This window comes from Streptomyces sp. NBC_01006, assembly GCF_045162725.1.
Taxonomy (GTDB): Bacteria; Actinomycetota; Actinomycetes; order Streptomycetales; family Streptomycetaceae; genus Streptomyces.
Genome location: NZ_CP108701.1, coordinates 190,687 through 204,710, shown reverse-complemented (window position 1 = coordinate 204,710; position 14,024 = coordinate 190,687). Strand labels below are relative to the sequence as shown.

The 14,024-nt window shown below is 75.1% G+C and carries 5 protein-coding genes; 1 reads left to right on the top strand and 4 read right to left on the bottom strand.

The annotated features are described in order from the left end of the window. Complete coding sequence (locus OG509_RS40705; protein ID WP_331742005.1) at positions 1–2,691, bottom strand: penicillin acylase family protein; 2,691 nt, start codon at positions 2,689–2,691, stop codon at positions 1–3. A gap of 258 nt (positions 2,692–2,949) precedes the next feature. Between OG509_RS40705 and OG509_RS40700 the strand changes: the two genes are divergently transcribed. Beyond that, positions 2,950–3,681: a sulfotransferase family protein gene (locus OG509_RS40700; protein WP_331742003.1), complete on the top strand. Its 732-nt coding sequence runs from the start codon at positions 2,950–2,952 to the stop codon at positions 3,679–3,681. 55 nt (positions 3,682–3,736) lie between these two features. Here OG509_RS40700 and OG509_RS40695 read toward each other — a convergent pair whose 3' ends face one another. Genes OG509_RS40695 through OG509_RS40685 form a run of 3 tightly spaced genes read right to left on the bottom strand, consistent with a single transcriptional unit; the run spans position 3,737 to position 13,982 of the window. Continuing rightward, the gene (locus OG509_RS40695) at positions 3,737–5,233 is read right to left on the bottom strand and encodes an amino acid adenylation domain-containing protein (protein WP_331742000.1); all 1,497 of its coding nucleotides are present in this window, start codon (positions 5,231–5,233) and stop codon (positions 3,737–3,739) included. Continuing rightward, positions 5,233–8,547, bottom strand: a complete 3,315-nt coding sequence (locus tag OG509_RS40690; protein WP_331741997.1) for an amino acid adenylation domain-containing protein — start codon at positions 8,545–8,547, stop codon at positions 5,233–5,235. Before OG509_RS40690 ends, OG509_RS40695 begins: the two co-directional genes overlap by 1 nt. Further along, on the bottom strand, positions 8,544–13,982 hold the full coding sequence (locus OG509_RS40685) for an amino acid adenylation domain-containing protein (RefSeq protein ID WP_331741994.1): 5,439 nt from the start codon (positions 13,980–13,982) through the stop codon (positions 8,544–8,546). The genes OG509_RS40690 and OG509_RS40685 overlap by 4 nt, the downstream gene beginning before the upstream one ends. Positions 13,983–14,024 lie beyond the last annotated feature (42 nt).

Below are 14,024 nucleotides of genomic sequence, written 5' to 3'. Positions count from 1 at the left end.
TCACGCTCCTTCGGGGCGGAGGGTCAGGCGGTCCTTCGTCGCGGCGGTGACCGCGGACCGGGTCGAGGGCCAGGGGAGGGTCTCGCCCCTGCGCCACAGCTCCGTCTGGTCGTCGTAGTGGTCGTTGAAGGCGTGTCCGGAGGCGCCGGTCAGGTTGATCCAGCGCGAGGCGTCGAAGTCGGCGAAGTCCACGACCATCCGCATCGAGGGCACCCAGTTCACCTCGTAGCCCTTGGAGGCGTCCCAGCCGGTCGCGTCGACCGTCGCCGAACCGCCGCCGACCTCCACCGGCTCGTGGTTCAGCAGCCACTGCACGGGCGCGGGCCCGCCCGTGCCCAGGGTGTCGTTGCGCAGGGTCAGGGTGTGCAGGGCGCCCCACCGCCACTTCGCCGGGTCGGCGCCGAGCCGGCCGGACAGCTCCTTGGCGGCGTCGTCCAGGGCGGCCCGCAGCACGTCGTCACGGGTGCGCAGGCCGCGCGGGTCCTTGGCGTTGCGCCACCAGGGGTCGTCCGGCGAGGACAGCAGCTTGCGGACGACGTCGTACCAGAGGCCGCCGCCGTCGACGTGCAGCTGGGCCTTGTTGCCGTCGAGTTCGTCGTAGAACGTCAGCTTCAGCAGGTTGCTCCACACCGCGTTGAAGTACGCGGCCGGCGCCGAGTCCGCGCCCTGCCCGAAGTCCCAGCCGCGCAGCAGGTCCTGGGCGGCGCGGGCGTCCTTGCCGGGGGTGACCGCCAGCAGGTACGGGGTCAGGGCGGCCGCGTTCTCGTTGTGGTCGTCGAGCTGGATCCGCTGCATGGCGGCGGCGTCCAGCTTGCCCGCCTTCTCGATCAGCTGCGCGATCCGCTCGCTGCGGTAGCCGTCGCCCCAGTTGCGGGTCAGGTCGTACGGGTACTGCGGGCCGGCCGCCGCGTTGTTCGCGGTGACGATGTAGCCCGACGCCGGGTCGAAGGAGCGCGGCAGCGCGTCGAAGGGAACGAAGCCCTGCCAGTCGTACTCGCCGGTCCAGCCGGGCACCGGCCAGCGGCCCTCGCCCTTGCCGCGCACCGGGATCCGGCCGGGTGCCTGGTAGCCGATGTGGCCCTGGCGGTCGGCGTAGACCAGGTTCTGGGCGGGGGAGGAGAACAGCGCCGCCGCGGCCCGGAAGGAGTCCCAGTCCTTGGCGGTGTCCAGCTGGAACACCGCGTCCATGGTGCGGCCCGGGTCCAGGGCGCTCCACCGCATGGCGACCGCGTACTCGGCGCCGCCGCCGCTCTCGCGCTCGACGCCGGGGATCCGGCCCTCGGTGGCGAGCGTCTTCGCCTTGGGGAAGGCGTCGGAGATGACGGGGCCGTGGACGGTGGAGCGGACGGTGATGCTGCGGTCCGGGCCGCCCGCGACCTTCAGGACCTCCTGCCGGGTCTCCAGCGGCCGCTGCTCGCCCTTGTAGGCGTACGTGGAGGCGGTGATGCGCTCCACGAACAGGTCGGTGTCGGCGGGGGCCAGGTTGGTCACGCCCCAGCCGATGTCGCCGTTGTGGCCGACGATCACCCCGGGCATCCCGGCGAAGCCGAAGCCCGACACGTCGTACGGGCAGGCCGGGCCGGTCGTGGTGCAGTGCAGGCCGCCCTGGTACCAGACGCCCGGCACGGACGGGGACAGGTGCGGGTCGTTCGCGAGCAGCGGCTTGCCGGTCGTCGTGCGGCTGCCGGCCACCACCCACGAGTTGGAGCCGATGCCCGAACCGCGCGGCCCGAGCACCTTGTCGACTCCGGCGAGGGCGTCGGAGGCTCCCGCCATCGGCCCGTACGCGGCCGCCGCGGTGGCCGTGCCCGTCGCGGCCGCCGGACCGGTCGGCGCCTCGGGCACGGTGCCCTGGCTGTCGCCGGGGGAGACGATCGGCCGCCAGCGGGAGAAGTCGTACGTCGGGAAGAGGGAGTCGACCTGGGCGTCGGTCAGGGTCGCGGCCAGCAGTGCGTGCCGCACCTGGTCCGAGAGGGTGGCGTTGAGGTTCCAGGCCATGGCCTTGAGCCAGGACACCGAGTCCGCGGGCGTCCACGGCGCCGGGCTGTAGTCCAGACCGCCCAGCTTCAGCAGCGGGTACTCCACCCCCAGGTCCGCGCCCTCGTGGCCGGCGAGGTAGGAGTTCACCCCGGCCGCGTACGCGTCGAGGTTGGCCCGCGACTGCGGGTCCAGCAGGGCGACCTCCTGCTCGGCCACCCGCCGCCAGCCCATCGTGCGGATCAGGGAGTCGGTCTCCACCTGGCTCTCGCCGAACAGCTCGGCGAGGCTGCCGGAGGTGATGTGCCGGCGGACGTCCATCTCCCAGAACCGGTCCTGGGCGTGCACGAACCCCTGCGCGAGGAACAGGTCGTGCGGGTCGCCCGCGTAGATCTGGGGGACGCCCGAGGCGTCCCGGGCCACCGTCACCGGCCCGTGCAGGCCGGGCACCGACAGCTCGCCCGACACCTGCGGGTACGAGGCCCGCACCATCCGGGTCGCCGCCAGACCGGCCACGCAGGCCATCGTCACCAGCAGCACCGCCAGGCACCAGGCGGTCACCCGCACCCTGCGCCACCGGCGCGAGCCCCGCCGCGGCGCGGCCCGCACCTCATCGGGCCCGCCCTCCGGCGGCCCGTCCTCCCGAGGGGTGCCGCCGGGGTCCTCCCCACCCGGCGCGCCGGGCCGGGTCAGCGGATCCATCACATCGCTCATGTCTTCCGTTCCCATGCTCGGCGGAACTCTGCGCTCCCGACGGTCGCAGTCGCACCGCCCGGGCATAAGCCGGGGAATCTCCCGACAGTCGTTCCGCTATTCGTTCGCTACTGGCCGGCCGTCGGCCCGGGGAGCGGCCCGGCAGCGGGCCGATAGCGGGCCGGGAGCGGCCCGCGGTTGAGTGGGGCACCCGGGGACGCCGCAGCGGCGGACCCGGCGCACATCACCCTTGGTTTTTCCGGACACGAAGGCGGGGACATGCCGGCGACAGCGCTCTGGGCGGCACCACGATCACGTTCGACCGCGTTCTTCCGGTCGATGCTCCAGCACGGCGACATCACCGCCCTGCACGAGCCGTTCTGCAACGTCGCGGACTTCGGGGAGACCGAGGTCGAGGGCGCCGCCGTCCGCTCCGAACGCGAGCTGATCGACGCGATCGGCGAACTCGCCCGCCACCGGCCGGTGTTCTTCAAGGACACCACCGACCACCGCTACGCCGAGGTCCTCGCCGACAAGGAGTTCCTCGCCGGGACCCGGCACACCTTCCTGCTGCGCCGTCCCGAGGAGATCGTCTCCTCCTTCTACGCCCTCCAGCCCGACATGGAGCTCTCGGACGTCGGCATCGAGGGCCTGCACGAGATGTACCTGGCCGTCCTCGCCGCCGGGGGCGAGCCGCCCGTGGTCGTCGACTCCGACGACCTGGTGGAGCGGCCCGCCGCCACGATGGCCGCGTACTGCGCCGCCGTCGGCATCCCCTTCCGGCCCGAGACGCTCAGCTGGGACGCCACCGCCCGCGGCGAATGGCAGCGCACCGACCGCTGGCACGTCGCCGTCGCCAACAGCACCGGGTTCTCCAAGAGCCGCACCGCCTACCGGCACACCGCGGAGAACAACCCGGAGCTCGCGCGGTTCGCCGCGCACCACCGGCCGTTCTACGAGTTCCTGTGGGACGCCCGGCTGCGGGTCGGCCAGGAGGCCCCCGCTCTCTGAGCGCCCCGCAGCCGACAGGGCCCGGCCCGCACACCGCGGGCCGGGCCTCCTCGGGTCAGAGCGCGGCGGCCAGTGCGCGCCGGTCCACCTTGGCGTTGGGGGTCAGCGGGATCTCCTCCAGGACGACCACCCGCCCCGGCAGCATGTACACCGGCAGCACCGCGCGCAGGTGCGCGTGGACCTCCGCGAGCGAAGGGGTGTCCGTACCGGTGACGAAGGCCGTCAGCACGCCCTCGCCCCCCTCCTGCGGCCGCACCAGGTCCACCACCGCGTCCTTGACCCGCGGATGCTTCAGCAGGACCTCCTCGATCTCGCCGGGCTCGATCCGGTGCCCGTGCAGCTTGATCTGGGTGTCGATCCGCCCCGCGAACTCCAGGCCGTCGTCCCCCACCGTCCAGCGGACCAGGTCGCCCGTCCGGTACAGCCGGGCGCCGTGTCCGCCGAAGGGATCCGGTACGAACTTCAGCGCCGTCAGCCCCGGCCGGTTCAGGTAGCCCCGCGCCAGGCACACGCCGCCGATCAGCAGCTCCCCGAACCCGCCCGGCGGCCGCTCCGCCCCGTCCGGGCCCACCACGTGCGCCTCCAGGTTCGGCATCGCCTCCCCGATCAGGGGCTTGGGCCGGCCCAGCCGCGGATCATGGCGCTGCTCGGTACAGGCCACGGTCGCCTCGGTGGGCCCGTACTGGTTGTTGACGATCCGCGTCGGCGAGGACCAGCGGTCCGCCTGGAAGCGGCTCAGCTGCTCCCCGCCCACGTTGAGCACCCGCAGTTCGGGCAGCTGCTCGGGGTCCAGCAGGGGCAGGATCGCCGTGGTGAACACCCCGATCGTGACGCCCTCGTCGCGCATCAGGGCGCCCAGCGCCCGCGGGTCGAGCAGGGTCAGCGCCGAACCCTGCACCAGGCAGGAGCCCGTGGTCAGCGCCCCGAAGATCTCCAGGACGCTCACGTCGAAGCAGGGCGTGGTCAGCTGCAGCCAGCGGTCGCCCGGACCGATCGTGAACTGCCGCGCCATGTGCGAGGTCAGGTTGACCACGCCCCGGTGCGGCAGCAGGGTCCCCTTGGGGCGGCCCGTCGACCCCGAGGTGTAGATGACGTACGCCAGCTGGTCCGGGTGCGCCGGCAGCTCCGGGTCGGCCGCGGACAGCCCGGTCAGCATCTCCGCCGTGAACGGGTCGTCGAGGCAGACCGCAGCCGCCTCCTCGGGGACCTGCCCGGCCAGGGCGGTCGTGGTGACGACCATCTCGCAGCCCGCGTCCCCCATCAGGTAGCCCAGCCGCTCCACGGGCTGCGCCGGGTCCATCGGCAGGTACGCCCCGCCCGCCTTGAGGATCGCGAGCATCGCCAACGGCAGCTGCGGGCCGCGCTCCATGAGCACGCCCACGACCGACTCCCGGCCCACGCCCATCCGGCGCAGGTGCGCCGCCAGCCGGTTGGCCCGCCCGTTCAGCTCCCCGTAACTCCACTGCTCGCCCTCGAAGCGCAGCGCGGGCGCCTCGGGGATCCGCCGCGCCCAGTCCTGCACGAGCTCGTGCAGGCATGCCTGTCCGATCATTACCGACCGCCTCCAGCGTCCGTGTCCGCCGGCCCGGATCCGTCCCGGCCGGCCAGCAGTTCCTCCACCTCGTCCTCGCTGAGCTCGCCGATCTCCAGGGCCAGGCGCGCGATCGCCCCGACGTCCACGCCCTGGTCCCGGCCGGCCGCCTCCACGAGGGCCGCCTGGCTCTCCACGTCGGTGGCCGCGAAGACCTCCCGCAGCGGGATCTCCACCCCGAACACCTCCGCGGTCAGCGCGGCGATCCGGGTCGCGGCCAGCGAGTAGCCGCCCAGCTCGAAGAAGTCGTCCCGTACGCCCACCCCGTCGACGTGGAGCACGCTGCCCCACACCTCGGCCAGCAGCGACTCCACCGGGGTACGGGGGGCCAGCCGCCCGGTGTCCAGGGCCGGCCGGGCGCTGCCGACGGGCGGCAGGGCCCCCCGGTCGGCCTTGCCGCTGACCGCGAGCGGCAGGCGCTCCAGCGCCACGAAGTGCGCGGGCACCATGTGTTCGGGCAGGGTCCGGCGCAGCTGCTCCCGCAACCCGCCCACCGGCAGTTCCGCGGCGCCGTCCGGTACGTAGTAGGCGGCGAGGGTGGTGTCGCCGGTCTCCCGGACCGCCTTGACGACCGCCTCCCGGATCCCGGGCAGGGCCGCCAGGGCCGCCTCGACCTCGCCGAGTTCGATGCGGAACCCGCGGACCTTGACCTGGTCGTCGATGCGGCCGAGGTAGTCCAGGCCGCCGCCGGCCGTCCAGCGGGCCAGGTCCCCGGTGCGGTACATCCGCTGCCCGGGCTCCCCGAAGGGGTCGGGCAGGAACGCGGACGCGGTCAGCGCGGGCCGCCCGTGGTAGCCGCGGGCCAGCCCGGCGCCCGCCACGTACAGCTCGCCCGCCACCCCGACCGGCACCGGCCGCAGCGCGCGGTCCAGTACGTACGCGCGGGAGTTGGCCATGGGCCGGCCGATCGGGACCGGGCCCGGGGCCAGCACCTCGCCGGGGCCCACCTGGAGGGCCACGCAGCCCACGGTGGCCTCGGTGGGGCCGTACTCGTTGGTGACCACCGCGCCGGGGAAGCGCGTACGCCACTGGTCCAGGACCTCCGAGGTCAGCATCTCGCCGCCGATGACCAGGTCCCCGGTGGGCGAGTACGCCTCGGGCAGCCCCAGCAGGATCGGCAGGTGGCTCGGGGTGACCTTCAGCAGGGACAGCCGGCCCTCCCCGCCCGGCAGTTCGTCGGTGCGGCCGTCGAGCCCGCCCAGCACGATCCGGCCGCCCGCGGTCAGCGGCCCCAGCAGGGTGGTCACCGACAGGTCGACGGAGACCGGCGAGTGCAGCAGCGCCGAACCGGCCAGGCCCGGGTAGTCCCGGCGGCAGGCGGCCAGGTAGTCGGCGAGCGCGCGGTGGCTGATCAGGACGCCCTTGGGCCTGCCCGTCGAGCCGGAGGTGTAGATGGCGTACGCCAGGTGGTCGGGGCGCAGCGGGGCCCGCCGGTCGGCGTCGGTGACGTCGCCGGCGGCGCAGCGGGCCAGCGCGGCCAGGGTGTCGGGCGCGTCCAGGTCGAGGCGCTCGGCCGCGCCCGTCGCCGCCGCGGGGACGGCCGTGGTGGTGACCACGGCCGACGGCGCCGCGTCGGAGAGCAGGTACGCGATCCGGTCGGGCGGCAGCACCGGGTCCACCGGGACGTACGCGGCACCGGACTTGAGGACGGCCAGCACGGCCGTCACCGTCTCGGCCGAGCGCGGCAGCATCAGCGCCACCGTCCGCTCGGGGCCCGCGCCCCGCTCGATCAGCAGCCGGGCCAGCCGGTTCGCGGCCTCGTTCAGCTCCCTGTACGTGAGGGTGCCCGCGTCGCCGACCACGGCCGGGGCCTGCGGGTGGGCGGCCGCCCGGGCCTCGACCAGGGCCGGGGTGAGCTCCGCGGGGACCTCGGCGGCGGTCCGGTTCCACTCGGTGAGCAGGGTGTGCTCGTCCTCGGGGCGCAGCAGCGGCAGCTCCCCGATCCGGTCCCCCGGGCGGGCCGCGGCCGCCGCCAGGAGGGTCTCGTACTGGGTCCACATACGGGCGACGGTGGCCTCGTCGAAGAGGTCGGTGCTGTAGTCGACGACCCCCTCGAAGCACTCCCCGGAGTCCCACAGCTGCACGTTGAGGTCCAGGTGGGTGGCCTTGCGGCGGACCGGGACGGTCGACAGCTCCAGACCGTCCAGCGCCACGTCCGGCAGCGGCGCGCTCTGCAGCAGGAACATCACCTGCGCCAGCGGCTGATGGCTCAGGTCCCGCTTGGGCGCGAGTTCCTCCACGAGCCGGTCGAAGGGCAGGTCCTGGTGCTGCAGGCCGTCCAGTACGGTCTCGCCCACCTGCGCGGCCAGTTCGGCGAAGCTGGGGTCGCCGGCCAGCGAGGCCCGCAGCAGCAGCACGTTGATGAAGCAGCCGACGACCTGCTCCACCTGCGGGGTGCGGTTGGCGACCCCGCTGCTGACGGTGATGTCCTCGCCGCCGGTCCAGCGGCCCACCGCCGCGTGGAAGGCGGCCAGCAGGGCGGTGAACGGGGTGACCCCGAGGGTACGGGCGGCCTGCCGTACGGCGGCCGAGGTCCGCGGGGACAGCCGTACCGGCAGGGTCGCCCCGCGGAAGGACTGCACAGGGGGCCGCGGCCGGTCGGCGGGCAGCTCCAGCACCGGCTGCATCCCGGCGAGCCGCTCGCGCCAGTAGCCGAGCAGCTCCTCGGTCCGCTCCGCGTCGAGCTGCTCGCGGTGCCAGGCCGCGTAGTCGACGTACTGCACCTCCGGCTCGGGCAGCTGAGGCCGCCCGCCGGTCCGCAGCACCGGGTACGCCGCGGCCAGTTCGCCGACGAAGATCCCGCAGGACCAGCTGTCGGAGACCAGGTGGTGCATGGTGACGGCCAGGACGTGGTCCTCGGCGGCCAGCCGCAGCAGCTCGACGCGCAGCAGCCGTCCCGTGAGGTCGAAGGGGCGAGCGGCCGCCCCGGCCACCAGGGCGGCCAGCTCCTCGGGGTCGGCCGCGGCCGCGTGGCCGGTCAGGTCCCGTACGGGCACCTCGACGAGGTGGTCCTCCTCCACGATCTGGCCGAGGACCCCGTCGACCGTGCGGAAGACGGTGCGCAGCGACTCGTGGCGGCGCACCACCTCCCGGACGGCGCCGGTCAGGGCCGCGGTGTCGAGCGGTCCGCGCAGCCGCACCGCGAAGGGCACGTGATAGGCGGAGCCGCCCGGGTACAGCTGCTCGATGATCATGATCCGCTGCTGGGCGTGCGTCGCCGGGAACATGATCTGCTCGGGGTGCATCAGGGCCATCGGATTCTCCACGTACGTCATGAGCCGCTCTGGCTGCCGATCCGGCGTGCGGCCCGCAGGGCCCGCAACGCGTCCTTGCCCCCGCCCGGCGCCGCTCCCGGCGCGACGAGGCCGACCTGGCGGGTGCGGTCGATCCGGGTGATCCGGCCCGCCCCGCCGCCCGGCTGCGGCGGCCCGTCCGCCGTCGCGAGGGCGTCCACGGCCGCCGCCAGGTGCTCCAGCGTCGGCGTCTCGAACATCACCCGCAACGGCAGCTGCGCCCCCAGCGACTCCCGCACCCGCACCGCGAAACGGGACATCAGCAGGGAGTGGGCGCCGTGGTCGAAGAGGTTGTCCGTGCGGCCGATCGCCCCGGTGCCGAGCAGCTCGGCGAGGATCCCCGCCAGCTCCCGCTCGGTCGCCGTGACCGGCTCCGCGCGGGGCCCGTCCTGCTCCGCCGCGGGCGGCTTGAGCGCCGCCCGGTCCACCTTGCCGCTGGTGTTCAGCGGGAAGCCGTCCACCCACACGAACCGGGCGGGCACCATGTACGCGGGCAGCACCCGCGCCAGCTCCTCGCGCAGGGCGCGGGAGGTTTCGCGTTCGTCGAAGTCCGCTGCCCGTGCGTCCCGGCCCGAGCGGACGTACGCGACCAGCAGCGCCGGGGCGTCCGGCGCGGGCCGGTGCACCACGGCCACGCCCTGGCTCAGCTCCGGCAGCCGGCTCAGCGCCGCGTCGATCTCGCCCAGTTCGATCCGGTGGCCGTTGACCTTGACCTGGTTGTCGACCCGCCCCAGCAGCTCGGTCCGGCCGTCCGCGGTGGTCCGCGCCAGGTCCCCGGTCCGGTACAGGCGGGCGCCCGGGGTGTCCCCGTACGGGTCCGGTACGAACGCCGCCGCCGTCAGGCCCGGCCGGCCCAGGTAGCCGCGGGCCAGCCCGGCGCCGCCGATCAGCAGCTCGCCGGCCGCGCCGGCGGGTACCGGCTCCAGCGCCGCGTCGAGCACGTACACCTGCGTGTTGGCGACGGGCGCGCCCAGCGGGGTGGCGGCCCCGGGCACCGCGGTGACCTGCGTACCGGTCGACCACACGGTGGTCTCGGTCGGCCCGTACAGGTTCCACAGGGTGCCCGCAGCGAACGACAGCAGCGTGCGGGCCAGCCCGGGGGAGAGGGCCTCGCCGCCGCTGGCCATCGCCAGGCCCGGGGTGCCGGTCCAGCCCGCCTCGCACAGCAGCCGCCAGGTCGCGGGGGTGGCCTGCATCATCGAGAAGGCGCCGGACTCCAGCCGCACCCGCAGCTGCTCCCCGGCGGCCGCGATCCGGCGCGGCACGATGTGGGAGCAGCCGCCGGTGATCAGCGGGAGGTAGGCCTCCAGGGCGGAGATGTCGAAGGAGAACGTGGTCACGGCCAGCAGCCGGCCGCCCTCGGCGGGCCCCAGCAGCCGGACCATCGCGGCGAGGAAGTTGGCCAGGGCGCCGTGCGGGACCTGCACCCCCTTGGGGCGGCCGGTCGAGCCGGAGGTGTAGAGCAGGTACGCCGCCTGGTCGGGGCGTACGGAGACGGCGGGGGAGGAGGCGGGCAGCGCGGCCAACTCCCCGGCGAGCTCGTCGAGGACCAGCCGGACCGGGCCGGCCGCGGCGCCGTCGGCGCCGCCGGCCGCAGCGGCCGTGTCCACGGACGAGTCGGTGATCACGATCCGGGCGCCGCTGTCGGCCAGCAGGTACGCGATCCGCTCGGCCGGCAGGTGCGGGTCGACCGGCAGATAACTGCCGCCCGCCCGCAGCACCGCGAGCATCGCCACGACCATCGTCTCGTCGTGCGGCAGCCGCACGGCCACGGTCTCCTCGGCCCGCAGCCCCCGCACCAGCAGCAGCCGGGCGAGCCGGTTCACGGCCGCGTCCAGCTCCCGGTAGCTCAGCGTCCGGGTGTCGCGCACCCGGTCCGCGTCCGGGGCCGGCCCGGCCGGGCCGAGCGCGTACTCGGCGTCGTCGAAGGCCAGGGCGGGCGCGTCGGGCGTCCGGGCGGCCTGCGCGGCCACCAGCTCGTGCACAGGGATGTCCGAAGTCCCGGGCACGGCGGTGTCGCCCAGGCCCTGCAGGACGGCGGCCCGCTCGGCGGCGGGCATCAGCGGCAGCAGGGCGGCGGGGCGCTCCGGGTCCGCGGCGACGGCGTCCAGCAGGGCGCACAGCCCGGCGGCCATCCGCTCGGCCGTGGCGTCCTCGAACAGGGCGCGGTCGAACTGGAGCAGCCCGCTGAGCGTGCCGTCCACCTCGGCGAAGGTCAGCTGGAGGTCCATCTGGGCGTGCGGCTGGTCCAGCGGCACCGGCCGCATCTCCAGACCGCCCAGATCGAACCGGGAGGCCGGATCGCCCAGGACGAACGCCGCCAGGGGGCCCGACTGGAGCGTGAAGAGCGCCTGCACCAGCGGGGTGCGGCTCGTGTCGCGCGCCACCCGGCTCCGCTCGACCAGCAGCGACAGCGGCATCGCGCTGTGCCCCAGGGCGGCCGGTACGCTCCGCGCTGCCCGCCGCAGCAGGGCGGTGAACGACTCGCCCGGCACCAGGTCGGCGCGCAGTACCGCGGTGTTGAGGAACGGTCCGACCACCTCCGCCGTGTCGGCGTGCTCCCGGCCGTGTACGGGGGAGCCCACGAGCAGACTCGCCTGCCCGGCCGTGCGGCCCAGCATCAGCTGGTACGCGCACAGCAGGACGGTGTAGAGGGTGGTCCCCTCGGCGCGGGCGAGGGCGCCCAGCGCGGCGGCGGTCCCCGGCTCCAGCCGGAAGCGCCGCGCCCCGGCCGGGGCGCGCCGGCGGGCCGGGCGGACGTGGTCGGAGGGCAGTTCCAGTACGGTCGGGGCGCCCGCCAGCTCGCGCTGCCAGAACTCCCACAGCCGCTCGCCCTCCGACCCGGCGAGCCGTCCCGCCTGGCGGCGTACGGCCGCGCCGAACCCGGGCACGGCCCGCGCGTCGGGGGCGGGCCCGCCGGTCTCGGCCCGGTAGTGCGCGCCGAGCTCCCGCAGCAGGATCTCCAGGGACCACAGGTCGGACACCAGGTGGTGCAGGGAGACGACCAGCCGGTGCCGGCCGGGCCCGCACCGCAGCAGGGACACCCGCAGCAGCGGGCCCGCCTCCACGTCGAAGGGCCGGTAGGCGAGCGCGGTCAGCTCGGCCCGCATCCGCTCCGCGGGCCACGCGCTCGCGTCGGTTTCGGTGAACTCCGGCTCCAGTACGGCGTGGACGCGCTGTACGGGACCGTCGCCGACCTCGGGGAAGGTGGTGCGCAGGGCCGCGTGGCGGCGTACGACGGCGGCCAGCGCGCGGCGCAGCGCCGCCGGGTCCACCTCGCCGGACAGTTCGGCGGCGGCGGCGAGGTGGTAGGCGGAGCTGTCCGGGTCCATCCGGTGCATGAACCACATGGCCCGCTGCCCGTGCGAGAGTTCGCCGTCCCCGGGCGGGGTGTCGGCGAGCGGCGCGGGCGCCGCGCCCGACGCCTCGGCGCCGGCGACGGCGATGGCGTCGGCCAGTTCGGCCAGGGTCAGCGAGAAGGCCTCTTCCGGGCCGAGTTCCAGCCCGAACTCCCGCTGCAGCCGGTGCAGGAGCCGTACGGAGTCCAGCGAGTCCAGGCCCAGGGCCGCCGGGGAGGCGTCCGCGGGCACCTCCTCGGGCCGGGTCCGCAGCAGTACGGCCGCGACCCGCCGCAGGTGGGCCAGGACCGCCTCGCGATCGCCGGCGGCCGGTACGGGCAGGTCCGCGGCCGCGTCCCCGGCAGCGGCGGCCGGCTGCTCCTCGTCGGCGTGGACCGCCGTCACCAGCAGCTCTCCCGCCAGATAGGCGGCGCGGCAGGCGTGCCGGGCCACCTTGCCGCTGGAGGTCCGCGGCAGCGAGGCCGTACGGATCAGGACCACGGCGTGCGGGCGCACCTCGTGCTGCTCGGCGACCCTGGCCTGCACGGTGCGGGCCAGCTCCGCCGGGTCCGCCAGCCCGTGGCCGTGGATCAACTCCTGGACGACGACCAGCTGCTCGGCGCCGTCGGCGCCGGTGACGGAGAAGGCGGCGCCGCCGTTGCCGCGCAGCGCGGGCGAGCAGCGCTCGGCGGTCAGCTCGATGTCCTGCGGGTAGTGGTTGCGGCCGCGGACGATGATCAGGTCCTTGCGGCGGCCGGTCACGTACAGCTCGCGTGCGTCGCCGTCGCCGTCGCCGTCGCCCGAGAGGAAGCCGAGGTCGCCGGTGCGCAGGAAGCCGGTGCCGTCACCGCCCTCGACGAGCGCGCCGAAGGTGTCGGCGACGGCGTCGGTGCGGTTGAAGTAGCCGCGCGCCACGCTCGGGCCGGCCACCCACACCTCGCCGACCTCCCCGTCGGCCACGGGCAGCCGGGTCTCGGGGTCGACGATCTCCAGCCGCTGTTCGGGCGGCAGCACCCCGGAGGCGACCAGTTCGCCGGCCACGCCGGAGCCCGCGGGCGGCTCGCAGGTGCGGAAGCCGGTGCCCGCGGGCCCGCCCGTCACCAGCAGGGAGCCCTCGGCCAGCCCGTAGCAGGGCAGGAAGGCCTCGGGGCGGAAGCCGGAGACGGCGAAGGCCTCGGCGAAGCGGTGCAGCGAGGCCGGGCGGACGGGCTCGGCCCCGTTGTACGCCACCTGCCAGGACGACAGGTCCAGGGCGGCCCGCTGCTCCTCGGTGGTGCGCTCGACGGCCAGGTCGTACGCGAAGTTGGGGCCGCCGGTGACGGTCGCCTGCTCCTCGGCGACCACGCCCAGCCAGCGCAGCGGGTCGCGGGCGAAGGTGCTCGGCGCCATCAGCGACATCGTGCCGCCCGCGCGGACGGTCCCCATGACCGAGCCGATCAGGCCCATGTCGTGGTACATCGGCAGCCACGACACCCCGCGCATCCCGGTGTCCAGCCCGAACACCCGGGCGATCATCGCGGTGTTGTGCAGCAGGTTGCCGTGGCTGAGGACGACGCCGCGGGGCGTCGAGGTGGAGCCGGAGGTGTACTGGAGGAAGGCCGTGGCGTCCTCGCCGATCCGCGGGGCCCGCCAGGCCGGCGCGTCCTCGGCGCTCATCGCGTCGGTCGCCACCAGCCGCAGCGGCGGCACCCCGTCGGCGGAGGCCAGGCGCGGGGCGAGCCGGTCGCGGATCACCGCCGTCGTCAGGGCCACCTCCGCGCCGCTGTCGCGCACGATCGCGGCGAGCCGCTCGGTGGAGCGGGCGTTGCGGCTCGGCGGGTAAGCGGGGACCGCGACGACCCCCGCGTACAGGCAGCCGAAGAAGGCGGCCACGTAGTCCAGTCCGGCGGGGAACAGCAGGACGGCACTGCGCCCGCCCAGCCCGAGGTCCGCCAGGTGCGCCGCGACGGCCCGGGCCCGGGCGTCGAGCCCGGCCCAGTCGAGCACCTCGGGCTCGCCCGGCTCCTCGGAGTGGAAGCGGAAGGCCGTCGCGTGCGGGCGCTCCTGTGCCGTACCGGAAAGTACGTCTCGCCAGTTCATGTAATGACCTCACCTCGATCACACCGTGGTCAACGGTGCACA

What these genes read in the sequence shown, in the direction of transcription:
- OG509_RS40705 (WP_331742005.1), bottom strand. Translation starts at nt 2,691, where the DNA reads ATGAGCGATGTGATGGATCCGCTGACCCGGCCCGGCGCGCCGGGTGGG.
- OG509_RS40700 (WP_331742003.1), top strand. Translation starts at nt 2,950, where the DNA reads ATGCCGGCGACAGCGCTCTGGGCGGCACCACGATCACGTTCGACCGCG.
- OG509_RS40695 (WP_331742000.1), bottom strand. Translation starts at nt 5,233, where the DNA reads ATGATCGGACAGGCATGCCTGCACGAGCTCGTGCAGGACTGGGCGCGG.
- OG509_RS40690 (WP_331741997.1), bottom strand. Translation starts at nt 8,547, where the DNA reads ATGACGTACGTGGAGAATCCGATGGCCCTGATGCACCCCGAGCAGATC.
- OG509_RS40685 (WP_331741994.1), bottom strand. Translation starts at nt 13,982, where the DNA reads ATGAACTGGCGAGACGTACTTTCCGGTACGGCACAGGAGCGCCCGCAC.